Consider the following 23263-nt stretch of genomic DNA (forward strand, 5'->3'; position numbering starts at 1 on the left):
TTTTTTCCCCCCCCCCCCTTCTTCCCCCCCCCCCCCCCCCCCCCCCCCCAACCCCGCTCCCACAGTTGGTTTTGGGTCAGGCAGTTATTGCGCGGTAGCCTTCAGGCCGGTGAGCAGCAGGCGCTGGAACAAGTCTTCTTTCAGGCCTTCCGGGTGGGTCAGCTGCATACGTTCAAGGTGTTCGGGAAACGTCGAAGCCTCCGGCGCATCCAGCGCGGCCTTGCCCAGCTCCAATATCTCGCTCAGCTTGAACTTGCTCTTCAGCCAGTTCAGCGCCCGCAGCAAATCCCGCTCGATGGCGGTGAAATCACAGCCCAGCGGATACTCCGGAAACAGATTCGGATGCTTCGCGGCAATCGCCTGCAAGCGTTGCGGGGTGTTTTCGGCGAAACGCGGATCGAGACGGAAATCCTGCGGCAGTTTGCCGACCTTCTGCGCCTGCTCGATCAGTTCTGGCTGGAAGCGTGAATCGCTGATGTTCAGCAACGACTCGATCACCACCGCGTCAGTCTTGCCGCGCAGGTCGGCGATGCCGTACTCGGTGACCACGATGTCGCGCAGGTGCCGTGGAATCGTGCAGTGCCCGTATTCCCAGACGATGTTCGAACTGACCTCGCCGCCGGACTCACGCCAGCTGCGCAGGATCAGAATCGAACGCGCATCGTGCAGCGCATGGCCCTGGGCGACGAAGTTGTATTGCCCGCCGACGCCGCTGAGTACCCGCCCGTCTTCCAGTTGATCAGCCACCCCCGCGCCCATCAGCGTCATGGTGAACACTGTGTTGATGAACCGTGCATCAAGCCGTTGCAAGCGCTTCAATTCTTCCTGCCCGTACAGCTCGTTGATGTAGCTGATGCGGGTCATGTTGAATTCGAGGCGCTTGCTCAACGGCAGTTCGCGCAGGCGCTCGTAGAAACTGCGCGGGCCGAGAAAAAAGCCGCCGTGCACCGAGATGCCATCGGTTTGCGCCGACTCATCGAGAGTGCCGGCGTTGGCCTGCTCCTGAGTGTGCACGTCGGGGTAGACCTTGCGCCGGATGATCCCGGCATCGGCCAGCACCAGCAGACCGTTGACGAACATTTCACTGCAGCCATACAGGCCTTTGGCGAACGGCGCGGTACCGCCCTCGCGCTCGATCAGTTGCGCCCACTGACTGAGATTGATGTCATCGAGCAACGCTTGGTAACCGGCGTTATCTGCCTGCCGCGCAAGCAATGCGGCCGTGAGCGCGTCGCCCATCGAACCGATGCCGATCTGCAAGGTGCCGCCATCGCGCACCAGGGTGCTGGCGTGCAGGCCGATGAAATGATCCTGAAAGCCCACCGGCATGTTCGGCGTGGAAAACAGCGTGCTGCTGTCCTTCGCGTCGATCAGCAGGTCGAAGGTGTCGATATCGACTTCGGCATCACCGGGCATGTACGGCAGATCGGTGTGCACCTGGCCGACCAGCAGAATGGTCTCGCCGGCGTCGCGGCGCTTGGCGATCATCGGCAACAGGTCGAGGGTGATGTCCGGGTTGCAGCTCAGGCTCAGGCGATCGGGATGTTCGCTGCTGCTGGCGAGCAATTGCGCCACCAGATTGAGGCCGGCGGCATTGATATCGCGGGCGGCGTGGCTGTAGTTGCTGCTGACGTAATCCTGCTGGGCCGGCGGGCTGTTGAGCAGGCTGCCGGGCTGCATGAAAAACTGTTCGATGCGGATATTGGCGGGCAGGCTGTCGCGGTGCAGGTCGGCAAGGAAATCGAATTCGGGGTAGTCGCCGAAGACGCGCTCGACGAAGGGTTCGATGAAGCGCTTCTGCAGACCGTCACCCAGCGTCGGCCGACCGAGGCACAGCGCGGTATAGATCGTCAGTTGCCGCTCGGGCAAGTCCTTGATCCGCCGGTACAGCGCGTTGACGAAGTGATTGGGCTTGCCCAGCCCCAGCGGCATGCCCATGTGGATATGCGCCGGCAGACGTGCAAGCACATCGTCCACTGCCTGTTCGATCGAACACAACTGCACCATCTGAAGCCTCCTGCCCGTTCCGTGAATAGGGGTAGACCGAGCTTGCCTCGACTTTGCTGCAAAGGACAGCGAAAGCCGTAAATCGCAGGCATAAAAAAACCGTCCGAAGACGGTTTTTTTCGTCAGAAGCGCGCCTTGTTACAGGCCGGACATCTTCTTGATCGCGCCCTTGAGCTCGTCGTCCGAGCAATCGGCGCAGGTGCCTTTTGGCGGCATGGAATTGATCCCGGTGATGGCTTTGGCGAGAATGCCATCGAGGCCGCCCTGATGATCGGCGCGGTCTTTCCAGGCGGCGGTGTCACCGATTTTCGGTGCACCCAGCAGGCCAGTACCGTGGCAAGCGTTGCAATGTTTTGCAATCACTTCGTCCGGCGTCTTTGCACCACCGCCGCCGCCAGTGGAAGCAGCGACTTCCATTCCTTTGCATTCCTGCCCCTGAACACACACCTGGCCGACCGGCTCGAGGCGTTTGGCAATGTCGTCATTCGTCGCAGCTTGAGCGCTGACAGCCCAGAGGGCCAGTACGGTTGCTGGTGCGGCCAGCATTTTCATAATTAGATTCACGCGTTCACCCTCAATGGTGGCTATTCACGCCTGCGGCCACGGTTCGCAGGCGGGCGCAAGTATAGCGGGTAGCCCGCCACACTGAAACAACCCCATAGTCGAAGGGGTTATACCGCGCAATGGAAAAACTCTGCGGATGCCTTCGCCGTCATGGCTTGGCGCCTCTATCGTTAAAAATTTGCCGGCGTGGCTGCGCTGATTAGTCGCGCAGGCGCGTCGAACGGATTCCGGAAACGATGCGGCTTGGTACTTTCAAAATAGTAGCTGTCGCCGGCTTCGAGAATAAAAGTTTCCAGGCCCACCACCAATTCCAGACGACCTTCCACCAGAATCCCGGTTTCCTCGCCTTCATGGGTGAGCATTTCTTCGCCGGTATCAGCGCCCGGCGGGTAGATTTCGTTGAGGAACGCGATGGCCCGGCTCGGGTGTGCGCGGCCGACCAGTTTCATGGTCACGGCGCCGTCGGAAATGTCGATCAGCTCGTTGGCCTTGTAGACGATCTGAGTCGGTTTTTCCTGCAGGATTTCTTCGGAAAAGAACTCGACCATGGACATGGGAATCCCGCCCAGAACCTTCCTCAGCGAACTGATCGAAGGGCTGACGCTGTTCTTTTCGATCATCGAAATGGTGCTGTTGGTGACGCCCGCGCGCTTGGCGAGTTCACGCTGGGAAAGCCCTTTGAGCTTGCGGATCGATTGCAGTCGTTCACCGACGTCCAAGGCGGGAGCCTCCTGATGTTGTAAGAATATTGAGCGTTATCATGGCGACAGCGTTCAGTATTTACAACACTTGGCCCCCGCAGCGGCGTCAACCCTCGGAATAGAGCCTTGGCACGCGACGCAGGTTGCAGAAGATCTGGTACGGAATGGTGTCCGCCCACTGCGCCACTTCGCTGGCGAGGATGTTCTTGCCCCACAGTTCGACGGTCGAACCGAGGTCGGCTTCCGGCACATCAGTGAGGTCGATGCACAGCATATCCATCGACACACGGCCAAGAATCCGGCTGCGTTTGCCGGCCACCAGCACCGGAGTGCCCGTCGGCGCCTGACGCGGGTAGCCATCGGCATAACCCATGGCAACCACGCCGATGCGCATCGGTTTGTCGGTGATGAATTTGGCGCCGTAGCCGATCGGCTCGCCGGCGGGCAATTCGCGCACGCAGATGACTTTCGATTCGAGGGTCATCACCGGTTGCAGGCGCTCGGCCACGGCGTTGGCTTCTTCGAACGGCGTGGCACCGTAGAGCATGATCCCCGGGCGCACCCAGTCGCTGTGGATCTGCGGCCAACCGAGCACGGCCGGCGAGTTGCGCAGGCTGACTTCGGCGGCGAGGCCCTGACGCGCCGCCTCAAACACCGCAACCTGATCGGCGCTGCTTTGCTCATGCAGTTCATCGGCGCGGGCGAAGTGGCTCATCAGCACGATCTTCGCCACTTTGCCGCTGGCCAGCAGGCGTTGATAGGCCGCCGCGTAATCCTTCGGATGCAGGCCGACGCGGTGCATGCCCGAATCAAGCTTCAGCCACACGGTGATCGGCTTGCTCAGTGCCGCCTGCTCGATGGCTTCGAGCTGCCACAGCGAGTGCACCACGGTCCAGAAATCATGCTCGACGATCAGCGCCAGTTCATCGGCTTCGAAGATGCCTTCGAGCAGCAGCACCGGGGCCTTGATGCCGGCCGCGCGCAGCTCCAGCGCTTCTTCGATGCAGGCGACGGCAAACCCGTCGGCCTCGGCTTCCAGGGCCTGGGCGCAACGCACTGCGCCGTGACCGTAGGCATCCGCCTTGATCACCGCCAGCGCCTTGGCGCCGGTGACTTCGCGGGCAATTCGGTAGTTGTGACGCAGGGCTTGAAGGTCGATCAGGGCACGGGCAGGACGCATGGCAGCAGACTTCTTGGCGGTCATGGGAAGAAAAACCGGCGCTGGCTGACGGCGTGAACCGCCAACAGCGCCGGGAGAGGGATCTTTGAGACGATTACGGCAACGCGGCGACGATGGAAATCTCGACCAGGATGCTCGGCTTGGCCATCTTCGCTTCGACGGTGGCACGGGCCGGCGCGGCGCCTTTAGGCAACCACTGATCCCATACCGAATTCATCCCGGCAAAGTGCGCCTCGATGTCGTTCAGGTAGATCGTCGCCGACAGCAGATGTTGCTTGTCAGTCCCGGCCAGATCGAGAAGGCGCTCGATATTGGCCAGGACTTCGCGAGTTTGTTGTTCAATCCCGGCGTTGAAGTCGTCGCCGACCTGTCCGGCCAGATACACCGTACCGTTGTGGCTGACGATCTGACTCATGCGCTCATTGGTGAGCTGGCGCTGGATTGCCATGTTTTGCGGACTCCTGAGGCTTGTTGCCGTAACGGGAAATATCGAGGCCTTCGGCGCTGATCTGCGGTTTTTTCTTCGCCATCAGATCGGCCAGCAAACGACCGGAACCGCACGCCATGGTCCAACCCAGGGTGCCGTGACCGGTGTTGAGGAACAGGTTCTTGAACGGCGTGGCGCCAACGATCGGTGTACCGTCCGGGGTGGTCGGACGCAGACCGGTCCAAAAGCTCGCCTCGGCCAGATTGCCGCCCTGAGGATAAAGGTCGTTGACGATCATCTCCAGGGTTTCGCGCCGACGCGGGTTCAGCGACAGGTCAAAACCGGCGATCTCCGCCATGCCGCCGACGCGGATGCGGTTGTCGAAACGGGTGATCGCGACTTTGTAGGTCTCGTCGAGAATGGTCGAAGTCGGAGCCATGTCCGGGTTGGTGATCGGCACGGTCAGCGAATAACCCTTGAGCGGATACACCGGCGCCTTGATGCCCAGCGGCTTGAGCAATTGCGGCGAGTAGCTGCCGAGGGCCAGCACGTAGCGGTCGGCGGTTTCCAGCTTGCCGTCGATCCACACGCCGTTGATGCGGTCACCGGCGTAATCGAGGCGCTGGATGTCCTGGCCGAAGCGGAATTCCACCCCGAGTTTCACCGCCATTTCCGCCAGGCGCGTGGTGAACATCTGGCAGTCGCCGGTCTGGTCGTTCGGCAGACGCAGGGCGCCGGCGAGGATGTCGGTGACGTTGGCCAGTGCCGGCTCGACGCGGGCAATGCCGGCGCGGTCGAGGACTTCAAACGGCACGCCGGATTCTTTCAGGACGGCGATGTCCTTGGCGGCGCCATCGAGCTGCGCCTGAGTGCGGAACAGCTGAGTGGTGCCGAGGCTGCGGCCTTCGTAGGCGATGCCGGTTTCGGCGCGCAGTTCGTCGAGGCAGTCGCGGCTGTACTCGGACAGACGCACCATGCGTTCCTTGTTCACCGCGTAACGGTTGGCGGTGCAGTTGCGCAGCATCTGCGCCATCCACAGGTATTGGTCGATGTCGGCAGTGGCCTTGATCGCCAGCGGCGCGTGGCGCTGCAGCAGCCACTTGATGGCCTTGAGCGGCACGCCCGGCGCGGCCCACGGCGAGGCGTAGCCCGGCGATACCTGGCCGGCGTTGGCGAAACTGGTCTCCATGGCCACGGCTGGCTGCCGGTCGACCACCACCACTTCAAACCCGGCACGGGCCAGATAGTAAGCACTGGCGGTACCGATGACGCCGCTACCCAAGACCATTACGCGCATTTTTGTATCCCTCATCGCGGCAGGGCCGCGTACGTCTGTTGTTAGAGCAATGATGCGCGCAGTGTAAAAAAGAATGGCCAGTGCATTTCACTATATAAGCGCCTATATTTGGCGACAATTCTCGGCAAAAACCCTTTTCACGGAGGCGCATCCCCTATGCGTACCAACACTCAGACCAAACGTGAGCTGGACAAGATCGACCGCAACATCTTGCGGATCCTGCAGGCGGACGGGCGCATATCGTTTACCGAACTCGGGGAAAAGGTCGGGCTGTCCACCACGCCGTGTACCGAGCGGGTGCGGCGGCTGGAGCGCGAGGGGATCATCATGGGCTACAACGCCCGCCTGAATCCGCAGCACTTGAAGGGTAGCCTGCTGGTGTTCGTCGAGATCAGCCTCGACTACAAATCCGGCGACACGTTCGAAGAGTTCCGCCGCGCGGTGCTGAAATTGCCGCACGTGCTGGAGTGCCATTTGGTGTCAGGGGATTTCGACTATCTGGTGAAGGCGCGGATTTCCGAGATGGCCTCGTACCGCAAACTGCTGGGCGACATTCTGTTGAAGTTGCCGCATGTGCGTGAGTCCAAAAGCTATATCGTGATGGAAGAGGTGAAAGAGAGCCTGAGCCTGCCGATTCCAGACTGAAGATTGGCGTCGCTCCATTCGCGAGCAGGCTCGCTCCCACAGGGGGAATGCATTTCAAATGTGGGAGCGAGCCTGCTCGCGAAGGCGTCAGCTCGGTTGCGAGTGAACCGGTTAAACCAGCACCTGCCGATTCGCCGCCATGTATTCGAAGATCTGCTTTTCAACCCGCGGATGAATCAACTCCACCGGCCCCCGCCCGTTCGGGCACGGCAACGTCTTCGTCGTCCCGAACAACCGGCAAATCAGCGGCCGTTCCTCATACACCGTGCAACCATTCGGCCCCAGGTGTACACAATTCAGCTCATCCATCGCCGCATCCTGCTCGGCGCGGGTCTTGCGCGGCAGGCGGGCCATTTCTTCCGGTGAAGTGGTCACTGGCCCGCAGCAATCGTGGCAACCGGGCACGCACTCGAACGAGGGGATCTGCTGACGCAGGTCGCGAATGGTCTGGCGGTTGCAACTCATCGAAACGGTAACCCACATGAAATAGGCGGCAATTGTGCCGCAAAAGCCGTGATCCAGACAGCAAAGGCCGACCAGTGTTGCCGGTCTTCGGGCCTGCGGCTTATGCTCCGTCAAATTTTCTCGACACCCAGCCGTTGGATGATGCCCATGAATGCCCGCGCCCGAACCTTCGCGAGCCAACCCCACGTTGCCTCTTACTACGCCGCCAGCAGCCTGCCGCAGCCTGACCATCCGGTGCTGCAAGGCGAAGTGATTGCCGACGTGTGCGTGGTCGGCGGCGGCTTCTCGGGGTTGAACACCGCGCTGGAACTGGCCGAACGCGGCCTCAGCGTAGTGTTGCTGGAAGCGCATCGGATCGGTTGGGGCGCCAGTGGTCGCAACGGCGGGCAGTTGATTCGCGGGGTCGGCCACGGGCTCGACCAGTTCACTAATGTCATCGGTGCCGACGGCGTACGCCAGATGAAACTGATGGGCCTGGAAGCGGTGGAAATCGTCCGCCAGCGCGTCGAACGTTTCCAGATCCCGTGCGACCTGACCTGGGGCTACTGCGACCTTGCCAACAAACCTGCCGACCTTGAAGGCTTTGCCGAAGACGCCGAAGAGCTGCGCAGCCTCGGCTATCGCTATGAAACCCGTCTGCTGCAAGCCGATGAAATGCACACCGTGGTTGGCTCCAAGCGTTATGTCGGCGGCTTGATCGACATGGGTTCCGGGCACTTGCATCCGCTGAATCTGGCGCTGGGCGAAGCCGCTGCTGCGCAACAAATGGGCGTCAAACTGTTTGAACAGTCGGCCGTCACCCGCATCGACTACGGCCCCGAGGTTCGCGTACACACCGCTCAAGGTTCAGTGCGGGCGAAAACCCTGGTGCTGGGCTGCAACGCTTATCTCAACGACCTCAATCCACAACTCAGCGGCAAAGTACTGCCCGCCGGCAGTTACATCATCGCGACCGAACCGCTTTCCGCAGAACTGGCGCACAGCCTGCTGCCGCAAAACATGGCGGTCTGCGACCAGCGCGTGGCGCTGGATTACTACCGGCTCTCGGCGGATCGACGCTTGTTGTTCGGCGGCGCCTGCCATTATTCCGGGCGCGATCCGAAAGACATCGGCGCATACATGCAGCCGAAGATGCTTGAAGTGTTCCCGCAACTGGCAGGCGTGAAGATCGACTATCAATGGGGCGGCATGATCGGCATCGGTGCCAATCGACTGCCACAGATCGGCCGGCTCAATGATCAGCCGAACGTGTATTACGCCCAGGCCTATTCCGGGCATGGGGTGAATGCCACGCACCTGGCGGGCAAATTGCTCGCCGAGGCGATCAGCGGCCAGCACAGCGGTGGCTTCGACCTGTTTGCCAAGGTGCCGCACATCACCTTTCCTGGCGGCAAGCACTTGCGTTCGCCGCTGCTGGCGCTGGGGATGTTGTGGCATCGGCTCAAAGAGCTGATCTGATATTTTTGCACCAGCCTTAATGCCCTCATCGCGAGCAGGCTCACTCCTACAGTAGGAACGTATTCCCCTGTAGGAGTGAGCCTGCTCGCGATGGGGTCAGAAACAGCACCACATCCTTCAGATCCGCCAGAACGGCTTCAACCCCTCTTCATGCGCCTGCTCCCGGGTCAACCCGACATCCTTGAGCTGCTCCGGCGTCAGGTTCAACAGCGCCTTGCGCGTGTGCAGACGATGCCAGAACAGGCTCCAGCGACTCAGGCCGGACGGCGCGTTGCGCATGGCGGTATTCCATGCACTGTCCTCCTGCCCTGCCTCCAGTTCCTGACTGTGTAACGTCAGCCGCACATCGCTCAAGCCGTTCATTTTTGTCGCTCCTGTTTACTTGGGTAGCCAGAGATTCCATGATGCGCGGGTCGGCAAAAGCATTACAGATTCAACACTTCTGTATTAACTCCATACAGATTTGCCATTCCTGAGACTGAATCACCGATTTTTGCCGCATCTGTACTGGTTTAACGAATCACCTGCATCGAGGCAGTGCAATGACCCTGTATGTGAACCTCGCCGAGCTGCTCGGCACTCGCATCGAACAAGGCTTCTACCGTCCTGGCGATCGCCTGCCTTCGGTGCGCGCCTTGAGCGTAGAACATGGGGTCAGCCTCAGCACGGTGCAGCAGGCCTATCGCATGCTCGAAGACAGCGGCCTGGCCACACCGAAACCCAAGTCCGGCTACTTCGTGCCGGTGGGTCGCGAGCTGCCGGAGTTACCCGCAGTCGGGCGGCCGGCGCAGCGGCCGGTGGAGATTTCGCAGTGGGATCAGGTGCTGGAGCTGATTCGCGCAGTGCCGCGCAAGGACGTGGTGCAACTGGGGCGCGGCATGCCCGACGTGACCACGCCCACCATGAAACCGCTGCTGCGCGGACTGGCGCGGATCAGCCGCCGCCAGGACATGCCCGGTCTGTATTACGACAACATTCACGGCACCCTCGAACTGCGCGAACAGATCGCTCGATTGATGCTCGACTCCGGCTGCCAGTTGAGCGCCAGCGACCTGGTGATCACCACCGGTTGCCACGAAGCGCTGTCCACCAGCATCCACGCAATCTGCGAACCGGGCGACATCGTCGCGGTGGATTCGCCGAGCTTCCACGGCGCCATGCAAACGCTCAAAGGCCTGGGCATGAAAGCCCTGGAAATCCCCACCGATCCGCTCACCGGTATCAGCCTCGAAGCGCTGGAACTGGCGCTGGAGCAGTGGCCGATCAAGGTCATCCAGATCACCCCCAACTGCAACAACCCGCTGGGCTACATCATGCCGGAGTCGCGCAAACGCGCCCTGCTCAACCTGGCACAACGTTTCGACGTGGCGATCATCGAGGACGATGTGTATGGCGAGCTGGCCTACACCTACCCGCGTCCGCGCACGATCAAGTCCTTCGACGAAGAAGGTCGAGTGCTGCTGTGCAGCTCGTTTTCCAAGACCCTGGCCCCAGGCCTGCGCATCGGTTGGGTGGCACCGGGTCGTTATCTGGAACGGGTGCTGCACATGAAATACATCAGCACCGGTTCCACCGCACCGCAGCCGCAGATCGCCATCGCCGAATTTCTCAAGGGCGGCCATTTCGAACCGCACTTGCGGCGGATGCGCACGCAATACCAGCGCAATCGCGACGCGATGATCGACTGGGTCACTCGCTACTTTCCCGCCGGCACCCGCGCCAGTCGCCCGCAGGGCAGCTTCATGCTCTGGGTCGAACTGCCCGAGGGTTTCGATACGCTGAAACTCAACCGTGCGCTGCTCGATCAAGGTGTACAGATCGCCGTCGGCAGCATCTTTTCCGCCTCGGGAAAATACCGCAATTGCCTGCGGATGAACTACGCGGCCAAACCGACACCGCAGATCGAAGAGGCGGTGCGCAAGGTCGGCGCAGCGGCGAGCAGACTGCTGGCCGAAACCGAGTCATTCGAGCCGAAACGTACCGTGCCCGTCGAAGCGACGAAGGTCGGCGACACGGCTTGAGGCATCGCTGACGCGGGCCTCGATGTCCAGCTCCACGTCGAGATGACGACCGGTGGCGATGCTGCCCGCGCGCCAGCTCACGATGCGATCGCCAGGCTGCAGCAAATCCGCCGCGCCCGCCCGCTCTCCCTCGCGCTGCCACTGCACCGGCGCGCCGTCCAGACGTACCGTCACTATGCGTACCTGCAACCGTCCCGGTGCCCAGCGATAATGCAGCGCATCGCTGCTCGGGGCAGCAAAGGACCAACTGATCGAGCGCACATCCGGACATTGAATCCGCAGATGAACCCTGCGCACCCCGAAGCTGCCGTCGTCGCCACTCGATGGCCGCGCCAGCAGTTGCGCCCTCGTCGAGACGCCATAGTCCACAGCGCCCGGCGACAGCGTCATCCGGCAGCTCGCACTGGCCATGGCGGATGCGGACAACAGCCATGCCAGCATGATCCGGATAATCCATCGTTGCATGGGAAAAACCTCAGTCATGTATTGCTCAAAGGCTGACAGAGCGCTTCGACAGGCTCGATCAGTGCGTGCTTGTCAGGCGATTCGGCCAGGGTGAATTGCAGCTCGCAGTGCGTGGTGTCCGACAGCTGCACCCGCAACAGTTGCCCAGGCTTGATGTCCGAAACAAAGATCGTCCCGGCCTCAAGCACCGTGGTCACGTATTCACCTTGCCCGTCCTGTACGGCCAGGCCACTGGACAGCCATTGCCGATCAACCGTCCTGGCCTTCAACAGCACGCGCCGTACGCGGGTGATGGAAAACTCCAGGTGCTGCACCGACCCGCGCCCGGCTTCCACTTCTTGATAACCGTCGAGCACCTCGACGTTGCGCGGCAGGCTCAACGGGTCGACTTCCAGCCGGGCGGTCGAATACGCCGGCAGACTCGCCACCACCGCCCGGCCCGCTCCGTCCGTCCACACCGGACCTTGCGGCGTGGACAACTTCAGACCCGCACGGTCGCCGGCCTTGAGCACGCCAAAGGTCTCGCGCAGCGGATAGGGCGACAGCGTGACGCCATCGCGATGCAGTGCCATGCCGCCACGCAGGCCCACATCGAATTCGCGCGCTTCGTCCCGCTGACTCATACCGAGGTCCAGACGGGTGTAACGCGCCAGAGCGTTGACCCGCAATCCGAGGGACGGCGCCGCGTCTTCACGGTGTTCGGCACTGGCGCTGTAGGCCAGGGTTTCACTGAGCACTTCGCTCATCGACACGCCACTGCGCGCCCCGGATCGTGGATCGCTGCGCAGGTAGCTGCGAACCCGGCGCTGTTCGCCCAATGGCATCGCCGCCGTCAGGTAAGCCGAGGTGCCCCGGCGCCCCACGTCGGCATCGCCGATTCCCCGTTCCAGGCTCAATGACAGACTGATCCGCGCGGGCAGCGTCTGCGACCACGACAGCCCCAGGCGCATATGCGGCGGCTGATCCAAGCTGGTGTAACGCGACCAGGTCATGCCGAACGCGCCCCAGCGTTCGACGGAACCGTTGAGGGCAAACGTCCAGTGCTCGCGCCCGGGCAATTCGGCCCGGCCCAGCTGCGAGTTCCAGCCAGTGTCCGACAGCGTACGAAAGCCCTGGCCACGACGCACAGCGACCACGCTGGTGGACAGGTTCGGTGCCAGCACGGCATTGACGGTCATTTGCACCTGATGACCCGCAACGCCTGTAGCCCGGTCGCTGGACAGCAGCTGGCGCACACCAGTGGTCAGATTGCCCGGCCATTGCCGCTGCAGCCCCCACCCCGCCGACAGGTAGTCCGAACCACCGAGTACACCGCCACTCATGCGCAGCGCTCGCGACAGGCTCCATTCCTTGCCAAGGGTGGCGAACGACGGCGCCCGGCGATCATCCGAGCCCTGGCGTCGCACAGTACCCAGCGCCAGATTGAACGTGTCGGCCCGGTCGAACCGGGCATCCTGAAGGCTGGCGGCCGGGACGCGAAAGCGCCGCACCTGCCCTTCTTGCTCGTGCACGCTCACCTCAAGGTCGAGCTGGTTGCTCAACAACGGCAGCGCGCGCAGGGTGAACGGCCCGGCAGGAACTCGCGTGGTGTAGATCGGCACGCCGTTCTGCCGGACTTCGATCCGCGATGGCGACCAGGCGATGCCCTCGACCTCACCACGCGCACCCCATTGTGCCGCACGCATTTGCGCGAACGCGTCTTCCGGCAGGATCTGCACGCCGCTGAACGATTCGCCGGCAAACAGGGGCGACTGCAGATTCAACTGGCCGATCTGCACGCTGGCTTCGGCGTCTTCCAGCGTGTGCATGCCATAGGCATACAGATGCTCGAAACGCGTACTGTCCGGAAGTTGCGTGTAGGACTGCCGGCTACGCAGGATCCAGTCGCCGGCATTCAAGCCAATCTCCGAGCCCAGGCTGCGAAAGTCGCTGCGCTGTCCCTCGTGCCGGCTGCCCATCAGCAACGCGTCGTAGTTAAACACACCACCCACACCACCATTGGCGAAGCTGCGCGATTGAAACTCCGGCAACGCCAGCAGGTCGGTCGGCAACAGCAGGTCGATCTGTTCCTGGCCGGGATGCAACTCAATGATGGCCGAGGGCAGACCTTCGCGCAGTGTCAGGCACAGCTGTCGGTCTGCCGACGCCGCAGAGGTTTGCGAGCGCACGCCGGCAGCCTTGAGCAAGGCCGGTTGCAGGCACGGCTCGCCCTCGGCATCGAACGTCACGAACACGCGGCCGCGAGGCTGTCCATTGACCTCCAGTGCTACCAGGCGCGTGCCCTGAGAGAAACGCGGTGCCTGGCGGAAGTACGCAGCCAGTGCGGGGTCGAGTCCGCGCTCGCGAAGCAGCTGCGCATCGAACTCCACCACCTCGCCGGCCAGCGCTGCGCCTGCGCCCTGAACCATCACCAGTGCCAGTCCCCGACGGGCAGGCCTGCGCATCAGTGCGTTACCGGAGCATCGAAGTGATCGACCGCAAAGCCATAGGTGGTGGCCGGAAAAATCCGCACGCCCATGGTCCGCACCGTCGAACTCAAGGGCAACGCGACAGACAGGCGCTCGCCAGGCAGGATCCAGGTGCGCGGCAGATCCACCGCCTGTGTGCCCGGCAGCGGAACAATCGCCTTCGCCAGGCGAACGACGTAAGGACTGGGATTACTGACCAGCAAGCCTTCAGCAGTGGCCGACCAGCTCAGGCGATGCCATGGCTCGCGCTCCACCGGCAGGCCGGCGGGGCGCAGGATCACCGGCAGGTTTTGCCGCACGCCCAGATTGACCCGGGCGCCGTCAGCACTTGCCAGAGGATTGATCCCTTCAAAAATCACCCGCTTCAGACGCTCGGTCTGCAACGGTTCGGCGCTCTGCAAAATGAACCGCACTTGCTGCACCGCCCCGGCCTCGACACGGGTAACCGACGGGCTGAACAGCAACAGCGTCTGATCATGCGGCTCGATGTTTACCACCGTGGTGTGCAGCAGGGCCGGACGGGTCTCGGTATTTCGGACATTCATCGTTGCCTCACCGAGACCTTCATCCACCACCAGCACAGGTGTTTGCGGCACCATTCCGGCAGCGTGGGCGTTGGGCATCAAAATCACGGCGAGCAGGCACAGTGGCAGCGCCCTGAAGCCAGGACGGCACATTGAAATCGGCATCGGGATTGTTCCGCTGGAAAGTTTCAGCGCCCCCGTCTAAGGACGCGCCGAATGAACCTGAAAGAACCCGGCAATGGCCGGGCTCTGTCGATCAGAGGTAGTACATGTCGAAGGTGACCGAGCCATCGAGCGGGATCTCGCTGGCGATCGGCAGCGCGTTACTCGGGCCAATGATCGGCAACAGGCTCATCGGAAACCCGTGATGGCGCGCCGCGACCGGGCCGGCTGCCACGCCGGTACCCCAGGAGTACAGCGCCGGGGCATTGCTCACCAGCGGCGAGGAAGGCAATTGCCACGCCGGCGCCGCCAGGGTGCGGGTCATCAGGGTCTGCTGGATACCGTCGGCTTCCGGACGCCCGTGGCGCAGAGCGAAGCCGCCGATACGGATGCCGCCGATTTCGCCTAGCCCGTAAAACAAGGCCGGATCGCTGTTACCGGCGCCATCGTTGATGCCCGGCAATTTGGTTGCCGCACGATTGTCTCTGACCGACACCTCCACCGGCGCCGGCGCATCGCAATTGATGTGCAGCGAAATATCGTGAGTCGGCAGCAGCGTCTGTGTGGTCTTGTTCAGTGTGGCCGCCGAAATCTTGCGCAGATCGACGGTGCCACCACCGGCAAATGCCGGGATGCACGAGGTCGGAATAATGGTTCCGATCACGTTCAGATCCACGCTCTCGGCAGCGGCCAGCGTCGGCAATACCGCGGCCGCGATGGCCGCCATCCATGTTGTTTTTTTCATCAGTCCCTACTTGTTCGGCTATTTATAAATGGCAGGTATTCAGGGCATCGCTTTCACCGGGGCCGTGAATACCGGGGGCGATGATTTCCTTTTTTGCAGGATCCGTATGTAGGAATAGGCACCAACCAAGAGCGGAAAAAACGACATGGCAAATAGTCCAAAAACACATGCGAACTCATTCCTACTTTCGAACGACTAATTGTTTACACAGTGTGGCGAGGATCCGCCTGGAAGCGGTCGTTGAAATCCTCTGCATGCCATACTCCGTCACCCCCAGCCCCCAGCCGAGAAAGCAACGTGCGACCCGGAAAAAAATTGCTCGCTGTCTTTGTCCTGTGTTCGTTGGCCAGTGGTTGCGCCAATCTCGATGTAGCACGTGAACCCAGTCAGGCGTTGCCGTCTGCCGGCTCCGCATTCGGTCGCTCGATTCAGGCACAGGCGACGCCCTATCAGGGCCGCTCCGGGTTCCGCCTGCTGTCCAACAGTACTGAGGCCTTCACCGCTCGCGCCGAACTGATCCGCAATGCGCAAACCAGCCTCGACTTGCAGTACTACATCGTCCACGACGGCGTCAGTACACGGATGCTCGTGGAAGAACTGCTCAAGGCCGCCGACCGCGGCGTGCGCGTACGCATCCTGCTCGACGACACCACCAGCGACGGTCTCGACACGATCATCGCCACGCTGGCGGCGCATCCACAGATCCAGATCCGCCTGTTCAATCCACTGCACCTGGGCCGCAGCACGGGCGTGACCCGCGCCGCCGGCCGCCTGTTCAACCTGTCGCTGCAACATCGGCGCATGCACAACAAGCTGTGGCTGGCGGACAACAGCGTGGCCATCGTCGGCGGGCGCAATCTCGGCGACGAGTATTTCGATGCCGAACCGAACCTGAATTTCACCGACATCGACATGCTCAGCGTCGGCCCGGTGGCCGAGCAGCTCGGACACAGTTTCGATCAGTACTGGAACAGCGCGCTGAGCAAGCCGATCGACGAATTCCTCTCGAGCAAACCGAGCGCCAAAGACCTGCAGAACACCCGCACGCGCCTCGAAGAATCGCTGGATGAAACCCGCAAACAGAACCACGCGCTGTATCAACAGCTGATGACGTTCAAGACCGCGCCGCGCATGGACATCTGGCGCAAGGAATTGATCTGGGCCTGGAACCAGGCGCTGTGGGATGCGCCGAGCAAGGTGCTGGCCAAGGACGAACCGGACCCGCAACTGCTACTGACCACGCAACTGGCGCCGGAACTGCGCGGCGTCAGCAAAGAACTGATCATGATCTCGGCGTACTTCGTTCCCGGCCAGCCGGGGCTGGTGTACCTGACCGGGCGTGCCGACGCCGGGGTCTCGGTGAGCCTGCTGACCAACTCGCTGGAGGCCACCGATGTACCGGCGGTACACGGCGGTTATGCGCCGTATCGCAAGGCGCTGCTGGAGCACGGGGTGAAACTGTATGAGCTGCGCCGCCAGCCTGGGGATAACTATGGCAGCGGCCCACACCTGTTCTACAGCAAGTCATTCCGGGGTTCGGATTCCAGCCTGCACAGCAAGGCGATGATTTTCGACCGGCAGAAAGCGTTCATCGGCTCGTTCAACTTCGACCCGCGCTCGGTGCTGTGGAACACCGAGGTCGGGGTCCTGGTGGACAGCCCGGAACTGGCCGAACGCGCACGCGAACTGGCCTTGCAAGGCATGGCACCAGCACTGAGTTATGAGGCGAAACTGCAGGATGGCAAGATCGTCTGGATGACCGAGGACAACGGCCAGATGCACACGCTGACCAAAGAGCCGGGGAGCTGGTGGCGGCGGTTCAATGCGTGGTTCAGCACCACTGTCGGTCTGGAGCGGATGCTTTAAAAAGCAAAAGATCGCAGCCTGCGGCAGCTCCTACACTGGAACGCGGTTTCCCTGTAGGAGCTGCCGCAGGCTGCGATCTTTTGACCTTAAGCCGTTTGCACTGCCCCGAACGCACCTTGGCGCATCAGCAGAATCACCAACCCAAACGCCCCCACCGCCATCAACAGCGGCAACGCATGCCCGCTGATCCACTGGCTGCCCGCCCCTGCCATCAACGGCCCGATCAGACAACCGACACCCCACAGCTGCGCAATGTGCGCATTGGCCCGCACCAGCGCATCGTCGCGATAACGCTCGCCGATCAGGATCAGTGACAAGGTGAACAGCCCACCGGCACTGGCCCCGAACAACACCCACAACGGCCAGATCAGCAGCGTGTCGATCAACAGCGGAATCGCCAGGCTCGACAGCATCAACACCACCGCGCATCCGGTGAACAAGGTACGTCGCGACAGGTAGTCCGCCAGCGCACCAATCGGCAGTTGCAGCAGCGCATCGCCGACCACCACCGTGCTGACCATCGCCAACGCGATCTCGGCAGTAAAGCCCTGCTGCAGGCAATACACCGGCAACAACGTGAGGATCATCGCCTCGAACGCGGCGAACAGTGACACCGCCCAGGCAATCGCCGGCAGCTCACGGGCAAAACCCCACAAATCGCTGAACGTCACACTGCTGGCTTCACTGCTCGGCGCACCGCTGCGGCCCATCAACAGCAAAGGTGAGACCGTCAGCAGTCCGACGCCAACCCAGAACCCGTAATCGTGCTCAGTGCCGAGCGCACCCAGCAGCAGCGGACCAGACAGTTGGCTCAGCGCATAGCTGCTGCCATACAGCGCCACCAGCCGACCGCGCCAGTGTTCGACGACCAGTTGATTGATCCAGCTCTCGCCAAGGATGAACACGATGGTCAGGATCACCCCGATCATCAGGCGCAGCACCAGCCAGATCGGATAGCTGGGTAACAACGCCAGCAAGCCGATCGACAACGCACCCGCCCACAGGCACAGACGCATCAGGTTCGCCGTGCCGAAACGCGCCGCCAAGTGACTGGAAATCTTCGCCCCCAGCAGCACGCCAATCGCCGGCATCGCCGCCATCACGCCAATGGCAAAGGAGCCATAACCCCAGCCTTCCAGACGCAACGACACCAACGGCATGCTGACCCCCAGGGCCAGACCGACACTCAAGACAGACGCCAACACGGCGAAATACGTCGCCCAACGCATGGTCCACGCTCCTGTGGATATTCTTATGTGCGCCACAAAATCACTGTGGGAGCGGGCTTGCTCGCGAAAACGGTTTCACATTCAGCAAATGTGCTGACTGATACACCGCTTTCGCGAGCAAGCCCGCTCCCACAGGGAATCTCTGTTTCGTCAGGGAGCCCGGAGTGAACGGGCTCCCGCTAACGGCTTACAGCTTGATCCACGTCGCCTTCAGCTCGGTGTACTTGTCGAACGCGTGCAGCGACTTGTCACGACCGTTGCCCGACTGCTTGAAGCCGCCGAACGGTGCGGTCATGTCGCCGCCGTCGTACTGGTTGACCCACACGCTACCGGCACGTAGCGCCTTGGCGGTCAGGTGCGCCTTGGAAATGTCCTGAGTCCATACCGCTGCGGCCAGGCCATACGGCGTGTCGTTGGCGATCTGGATCGCTTCTTCCGCAGTGTCGAAGGCGATGACCGACAGCACCGGGCCGAAGATCTCTTCCTGGGCGATCTTCATCGCGTTGCTCACGCCGTCGAAAATCGTCGGCTCGACGTAGGTGCCACCGGTTTCCTGGAGGATGCGCTTGCCGCCCGCCACCAGCTTAGCGCCGTCGCTGTGACCGGATTCGATGTACGACAGCACGGTGTTCATCTGCTGGGTATCGACCAGCGCACCGACGTTGGTTGCCGGATCCAGCGGATTGCCCGGCTTCCAGGTTTTCAGAGCCTCGATCACCATCGGAAGGAATTTGTCCTTGATCGAACGCTCGACCAGCAGCCGCGAACCGGCGGTGCACACTTCGCCCTGGTTGAAGGCGATGGCACTGGCGGCGGATTCGGCAGCGGCTTGCAGGTCCGGCGCATCGGCAAAAACGATGTTCGGGCTCTTGCCGCCGGCTTCCAGCCACACGCGCTTCATGTTCGATTCGCCGGCGTAGATCATCAACTGCTTGGCAATCTTGGTCGAACCGGTGAACACCAGGGTGTCGACGTCATTGTGCAGCGCCAGCGCCTTGCCGACGGTGTGGCCGTAGCCCGGCAGGACGTTGAGCACACCTTTTGGAATACCGGCCTCAACCGCCAGCGCAGCGATGCGGATGGCGGTCAGCGGGGATTTTTCCGACGGCTTGAGGATCACCGAGTTACCGGTGGACAGCGCCGGGCCGAGTTTCCAGCAGGCCATCATCAGCGGGAAGTTCCACGGCACGATGGCACCGACCACGCCCACCGGCTCGCGGGTCACCAGACCCAGTTGATCATGCGGCGTGGCGGCGACTTCGTCGTAGATCTTGTCGATCGCCTCACCGCTCCAGCTCAGCGCTTGCGCCGCGCCCGGGACGTCGATGTACAGCGAGTCGCTGATCGGCTTGCCCATGTCGAGCGTTTCGAGCAACGCCAGCTCTTCAGCGTGCTGCTTGAGCAGGCTGGCGAAACGAATCATGGTGGCTTTGCGTTTGGTCGGCGCCAGGCGCGACCAGACGCCGGAATTGAACGTGGCACGAGCGTTTTCCACGGCGCGCTGGGCGTCGGCGGCGTCACAGCTGGCGATTTTGCCAAGCAGACGGCCATCGACCGGGCTGATGCACTCGAAGGTCTCGCCGGAGACGGCGTCGGTGTATTCGCCGTTGAGGTAGGCGCGGCCTTCGATCTTCAGGTCGCGAGCACGTTGTTCCCAATCGGCACGAGTCAGGGTGGTCATTCGAGTGTCCTCCTCTTGTTGAATACGAGCGCCGCGTTCTTCGCGGACGTCTTCAGGAATGCTGCCCGGCCGGCCTGCTTTTTCGGCCCAAGGCACCCGCCACCCTAAACCAGCGACCGGGGTTGTTTCAATATATTTGACATAAGCGCGCCATACGGCCTTGCGGTGTTCATTTTAATAAACATAGACTTTGGCCCTTTCAAGCCACCGCGCCGTCATCACGGGAGAAAACAACAATGAACATCCAGAACGTCGTCGATATCAGCCTGACCACCAGCACAGCCGAACGCTATCGCCCGGACCCGGCCAAAGTGCTCAAGGGCGATCCCGAGCAAGCGGTGTTCAATCAGTACGACAGCCCTTGTGGGCAGATGGGCGTCGGCGTGTGGGAAGGCGCGGTCGGGCAGTGGACGGTGAACTACACCGAGCATGAATACTGCGAAATCCTGCAGGGGGTTTCGGTGCTGCGCGACAGCGACGGCAATGCCAAGACCTTGCGTGTTGGCGACCGCTTTGTGATTCCGGCCGGCTTCCGTGGCACCTGGGAAGTGCTGGAGGCTTGCCGCAAGATCTATGTGATCTTTGAGCAGAAGGCTTGAGGATTTTCGCTGACTGATCCGGCCCTATCGCGAGCAGGCTCACTCCTACAGGTTTTGTGGTGAACACACATTTTGTGAATACCGGCGATCATTGTGGGAGCTGGCTTGCCAGCGATGAGGCCCGGCCAGACACCACAGAAATCCGAGGCAACAAAAAAGGCCCGTATCGTGAGATACGGGCCTTTTTTGTAAGTCGGGAAAAATCAATTACTTGATTTTGCCTTCCTTGTAGATCACGTGCTTACGAACAACCGGATCATATTTCTTGATCTCGATTTTGTCCGGAGTAGTACGCTTGTTCTTGTCGGTAGTGTAGAAGTGACCAGTACCGGCGCTCGAGATCAAACGAATCAATTCACGCATGATTAGCTCCCTTAAATCTTGCCATCGCGGCGAAGTTCGGCGAGCACGACACTGATGCCACGCTTGTCGATGATGCGCATGCCTTTGGCAGATACGCGCAGACGCACAAAACGTTTCTCTTCTTCAACCCAGAAGCGGTGATGCTGCAGGTTCGGCAGGAAACGACGACGGGTTTTGTTGTTTGCGTGGGAAATGTTATTCCCGGTTACCGGACCCTTACCGGTAACTTGACATACTCTCGACATGCCTCAGCCCTCTAAAACCACATGCCCAACCCGGCATGGGTTGGCCGCTTAATCTCTCAGTCATTTGGCGCCAGGCGCCGCGTTTCTTTAGAGGTCTTACCGGCTACACCTACAGTGAAGGAACCGGGCCCCTAGAAAAGAGCGCTGCTTTATACCAGAAAGACCGGGGTGCAACAACAATCGATGTGCAATCAACCGGTAAAAAGGCACTTTTTCCGGCTGCGGACGCTTTGGATAAAGGCTGGCGCGAGTTTTGACCACTCGTCGCAGAAAACCGCTCTGACAGAGGTTTCCGACTTTTCTGGGTGCACCGCGGTCTGAAAAACGCCAGTGCACGACCCCGAAAAATACAAAAGGGGATAGTCATTTGCAATCCAGCCCTCTAGGGTAACCCTTTTCCAGACTGCACCTGCAGATGGCCTTCGATCTGTAAAGGAAGCCGACCATGCGCCTCGCTGCCCTACCCCTGTTGCTCGCCCCGCTTCTGCTGAGCCCCCTGGCCCAGGCCGCCGCCCTGAGCGTCTGCACCGAGGCCAGCCCTGAAGGGTTCGACGTGGTGCAATACAACTCGCTGACCACCACCAATGCCTCGGCCGACGTGCTGATGAACCGCCTGGTGGACTTCGACACCGCCAGCGGCAAAGTCGTGCCGAGCCTGGCCGACAGCTGGGAAGTCAGCACCGACGGCCTGACTTATGTGTTCAAGCTGCACCCGCAGGTGAAGTTTCACAGCACCGACTATTTCAAACCGACCCGCACCCTGAGCGCCGAAGACGTCAAATTCAGCTTCGACCGCATGCTCGACCCGGCCAACCCATGGCACAAAGTGGCGCAAAGCGGTTTCCCGCACGCCCAATCCATGCAGTTGCCGGCGCTGATCAAGAAAATCGACGCACTCGATCCGCTGACCGTGCGCTTTACCCTCGACCACCCGGATTCGACGTTCCTCGCGACCCTGAGCATGGGTTTCGCCTCGATCTATTCCGCCGAATATGCGGACAAGCTGCTCAAGGCCGACGCCACCGACAAGCTCAACAGCCAGCCGATCGGCACCGGCCCGTTTGTGTTCACGCGCTTCCAGAAAGACGCTTCGGTGCGCTACAAGGCCAACCCGGACTACTTCGGCGGCAAGCCGGCGGTCGATCCGCTGATCTTCGCCATCACCCCTGACGCCAACGTGCGCCTGCAAAAGCTGCGGCGCAACGAGTGTCAGATCGCCCTGTCGCCAAAACCGCTGGACGTGAAAGCGGCGCAGGAAGAACCGACCCTGAAAGTGGAAAAGACTGACGCGTTCATGACGGCTTTCGTCGGCATCAACAGCCAGCACCCACCGCTGGACAAGCCGGAGGTGCGCCAGGCGATCAACCTCGCCTTCGACAAGGCCAACTACGTCAAAGCCGTGTTCGAAGACACCGCCGAACCCGCCAACGGCCCTTACCCGCCGAACACCTGGAGCTACGCAAAGAACCTGCCGGGCTACCCGCACGACGTGGCCAAAGCCAAGGCGTTGCTGGCCAAGGCCGGACTCAAGGACGGCTTCCAGACCACCATCTGGACCCGTCCGTCCGGCAGCCTGCTCAACCCCAATCCGAGTCTGGGGGCGCAGTTGCTGCAATCGGACCTGGCGGAAATCGGCATCCAGGCGGAAATCCGCGTGATCGAGTGGGGCGAATTGATCCGCCGCGCCAAGGCTGGCGAACATGACCTGCTGTTCATGGGCTGGGCCGGCGACAACGGCGACCCGGACAACTTCCTCACGCCGCAGTTTTCCTGCGCGGCGGTCAAGTCCGGCACCAACTTCGCCCGCTACTGCAATGCCGATCTGGACAAACTGATCAGCGCCGGCAAAACCACCAGCGAGCAAGGCGTGCGCACCAAGCTGTATGAACAGGCCCAGGCGCAGATTCAGCAGCAGGCGCTGTGGTTGCCGCTGGCGCACCCGACTGCCTATGCGCTGACGCGCAAGGATGTGCAGGGTTATTCCGTCAGCCCGTTCGGGCGGCAGGACTATTCGAAGGTCACCCTGAAATAACCCGCCACAACACAATTCCCCTGTGGGAGCGGGCTTGCTCGCGAAGGCGTCGGATCAGCCAAACTTTTATTGACTGACACATCGCCTTCGCGAGCAAGCCCGCTCCCACAGGGGTTGGC

Annotated in this window: 22 protein-coding genes; 6 read left to right on the plus strand and 16 right to left on the minus strand. The window is 61.5% G+C overall.

The features are described from left to right. Positions 1-84: 84 nt before the first annotated feature. The 6 genes from AC27VU_RS01710 to dadA all read right to left on the minus strand — a co-directional run bounded on the left by AC27VU_RS01710 (position 85) and on the right by dadA (position 6176). Positions 85-2007, minus strand: a complete 1923-nt coding sequence (locus tag AC27VU_RS01710) for an acetyl-CoA hydrolase/transferase C-terminal domain-containing protein (protein ID WP_488723278.1) — start codon at positions 2005-2007, stop codon at positions 85-87. 138 nt (positions 2008-2145) lie between these two features. Continuing rightward, the gene (locus AC27VU_RS01715; RefSeq protein ID WP_400498810.1) at positions 2146-2559 is read right to left on the minus strand and encodes a c-type cytochrome; all 414 of its coding nucleotides are present in this window, start codon (positions 2557-2559) and stop codon (positions 2146-2148) included. A gap of 182 nt (positions 2560-2741) precedes the next feature. Then, positions 2742-3290 (minus strand): cupin domain-containing protein, encoded by a 549-nt coding sequence (locus AC27VU_RS01720; RefSeq protein WP_003229444.1) that lies wholly within the window; start codon positions 3288-3290, stop codon positions 2742-2744. 88 nt (positions 3291-3378) lie between these two features. Then, complete coding sequence (gene alr / locus AC27VU_RS01725) at positions 3379-4452, minus strand: alanine racemase (protein ID WP_003229447.1); 1074 nt, start codon at positions 4450-4452, stop codon at positions 3379-3381. Between the two features lie 94 nt (positions 4453-4546). After that, positions 4547-4900, minus strand: a complete 354-nt coding sequence (locus AC27VU_RS01730) for a RidA family protein (protein ID WP_003229450.1) — start codon at positions 4898-4900, stop codon at positions 4547-4549. Continuing rightward, positions 4872-6176 carry a D-amino acid dehydrogenase gene (dadA, locus tag AC27VU_RS01735; RefSeq protein WP_064589807.1) on the minus strand — a complete coding sequence of 435 codons (1305 nt, stop codon included), beginning with the start codon at positions 6174-6176 and terminating at the stop codon, positions 4872-4874. The genes AC27VU_RS01730 and dadA overlap by 29 nt, the downstream gene beginning before the upstream one ends. A 156-nt stretch (positions 6177-6332) precedes the next feature. Between dadA and AC27VU_RS01740 the strand changes: the two genes are divergently transcribed. Continuing rightward, positions 6333-6821, plus strand: coding sequence for an Lrp/AsnC ligand binding domain-containing protein (locus AC27VU_RS01740; RefSeq protein ID WP_003177284.1), 489 nt, complete (start codon positions 6333-6335; stop codon positions 6819-6821). A 111-nt stretch (positions 6822-6932) separates the two neighbouring features. Here the strand turns inward: AC27VU_RS01740 and AC27VU_RS01745 are convergent, their stop codons facing one another. Next, positions 6933-7286 (minus strand): YkgJ family cysteine cluster protein, encoded by a 354-nt coding sequence (locus tag AC27VU_RS01745; RefSeq protein ID WP_488723279.1) that lies wholly within the window; start codon positions 7284-7286, stop codon positions 6933-6935. Positions 7287-7433: 147 nt separating this feature from the next. Here AC27VU_RS01745 and AC27VU_RS01750 point away from each other — a divergent pair, with 147 nt between their 5' ends. Further along, entirely contained in the window at positions 7434-8744 is a 1311-nt protein-coding gene (locus tag AC27VU_RS01750) for an NAD(P)/FAD-dependent oxidoreductase (protein ID WP_488723280.1), read from the plus strand. Positions 8745-8861: 117 nt separating this feature from the next. On the opposite strand, the gene AC27VU_RS01755 is transcribed toward AC27VU_RS01750, so the two are convergent. Continuing rightward, a complete protein-coding gene (locus tag AC27VU_RS01755; RefSeq protein WP_488723281.1) occupies positions 8862-9107 on the minus strand; it encodes a DUF1127 domain-containing protein in 246 nt (81 codons plus the stop codon). Between the two features lie 179 nt (positions 9108-9286). On the opposite strand from AC27VU_RS01755, the gene AC27VU_RS01760 reads away from it, so the two are divergent. Beyond that, positions 9287-10765 carry an aminotransferase-like domain-containing protein gene (locus AC27VU_RS01760; RefSeq protein WP_488723282.1) on the plus strand — a complete coding sequence of 493 codons (1479 nt, stop codon included), beginning with the start codon at positions 9287-9289 and terminating at the stop codon, positions 10763-10765. On the opposite strand, the gene AC27VU_RS01765 is transcribed toward AC27VU_RS01760, so the two are convergent. The 4 genes from AC27VU_RS01765 to AC27VU_RS01780 form a co-directional block, all read right to left on the minus strand. After that, positions 10706-11230, minus strand: coding sequence for a hypothetical protein (locus AC27VU_RS01765; protein ID WP_488723283.1), 525 nt, complete (start codon positions 11228-11230; stop codon positions 10706-10708). The genes AC27VU_RS01760 and AC27VU_RS01765 overlap by 60 nt on opposite strands. Positions 11231-11244: 14 nt before the next feature. Further along, on the minus strand, positions 11245-13674 hold the full coding sequence (locus AC27VU_RS01770; protein ID WP_488723284.1) for a fimbria/pilus outer membrane usher protein: 2430 nt from the start codon (positions 13672-13674) through the stop codon (positions 11245-11247). Next, the gene (locus tag AC27VU_RS01775; RefSeq protein WP_488723285.1) at positions 13674-14387 is read right to left on the minus strand and encodes a fimbria/pilus chaperone family protein; all 714 of its coding nucleotides are present in this window, start codon (positions 14385-14387) and stop codon (positions 13674-13676) included. Before AC27VU_RS01775 ends, AC27VU_RS01770 begins: the two co-directional genes overlap by 1 nt. A 91-nt stretch (positions 14388-14478) precedes the next feature. Continuing rightward, positions 14479-15129, minus strand: coding sequence for a DUF1120 domain-containing protein (locus AC27VU_RS01780; protein WP_400506764.1), 651 nt, complete (start codon positions 15127-15129; stop codon positions 14479-14481). 315 nt (positions 15130-15444) lie between these two features. Here AC27VU_RS01780 and AC27VU_RS01785 point away from each other — a divergent pair, with 315 nt between their 5' ends. Beyond that, positions 15445-16995, plus strand: coding sequence for a phospholipase D family protein (locus AC27VU_RS01785; RefSeq protein WP_488723286.1), 1551 nt, complete (start codon positions 15445-15447; stop codon positions 16993-16995). A gap of 86 nt (positions 16996-17081) precedes the next feature. Here the strand turns inward: AC27VU_RS01785 and AC27VU_RS01790 are convergent, their stop codons facing one another. Together AC27VU_RS01790 and AC27VU_RS01795 are read right to left on the minus strand one after the other, a co-directional pair. Further along, on the minus strand, positions 17082-18224 hold the full coding sequence (locus AC27VU_RS01790) for an MFS transporter (RefSeq protein WP_226500789.1): 1143 nt from the start codon (positions 18222-18224) through the stop codon (positions 17082-17084). A gap of 187 nt (positions 18225-18411) precedes the next feature. Continuing rightward, a complete protein-coding gene (locus AC27VU_RS01795) occupies positions 18412-19905 on the minus strand; it encodes an aldehyde dehydrogenase (RefSeq protein WP_400498801.1) in 1494 nt (497 codons plus the stop codon). A 236-nt stretch (positions 19906-20141) separates the two neighbouring features. On the opposite strand from AC27VU_RS01795, the gene AC27VU_RS01800 reads away from it, so the two are divergent. Continuing rightward, a complete protein-coding gene (locus AC27VU_RS01800; RefSeq protein ID WP_003229472.1) occupies positions 20142-20504 on the plus strand; it encodes a cupin domain-containing protein in 363 nt (120 codons plus the stop codon). 207 nt (positions 20505-20711) lie between these two features. On the opposite strand, the gene rpmG is transcribed toward AC27VU_RS01800, so the two are convergent. Next, complete coding sequence (gene rpmG / locus AC27VU_RS01805) at positions 20712-20867, minus strand: 50S ribosomal protein L33 (RefSeq protein WP_003177274.1); 156 nt, start codon at positions 20865-20867, stop codon at positions 20712-20714. A gap of 11 nt (positions 20868-20878) precedes the next feature. Continuing rightward, entirely contained in the window at positions 20879-21112 is a 234-nt protein-coding gene (gene rpmB, locus AC27VU_RS01810) for a 50S ribosomal protein L28 (RefSeq protein ID WP_003229474.1), read from the minus strand. 445 nt (positions 21113-21557) lie between these two features. On the opposite strand from rpmB, the gene AC27VU_RS01815 reads away from it, so the two are divergent. After that, the gene (locus tag AC27VU_RS01815; RefSeq protein WP_135296835.1) at positions 21558-23144 is read left to right on the plus strand and encodes an ABC transporter substrate-binding protein; all 1587 of its coding nucleotides are present in this window, start codon (positions 21558-21560) and stop codon (positions 23142-23144) included. The last annotated feature ends 119 nt before the right edge of the window (positions 23145-23263 follow it).

This window comes from Pseudomonas sp. 14P5.3.2, assembly GCF_057799175.1.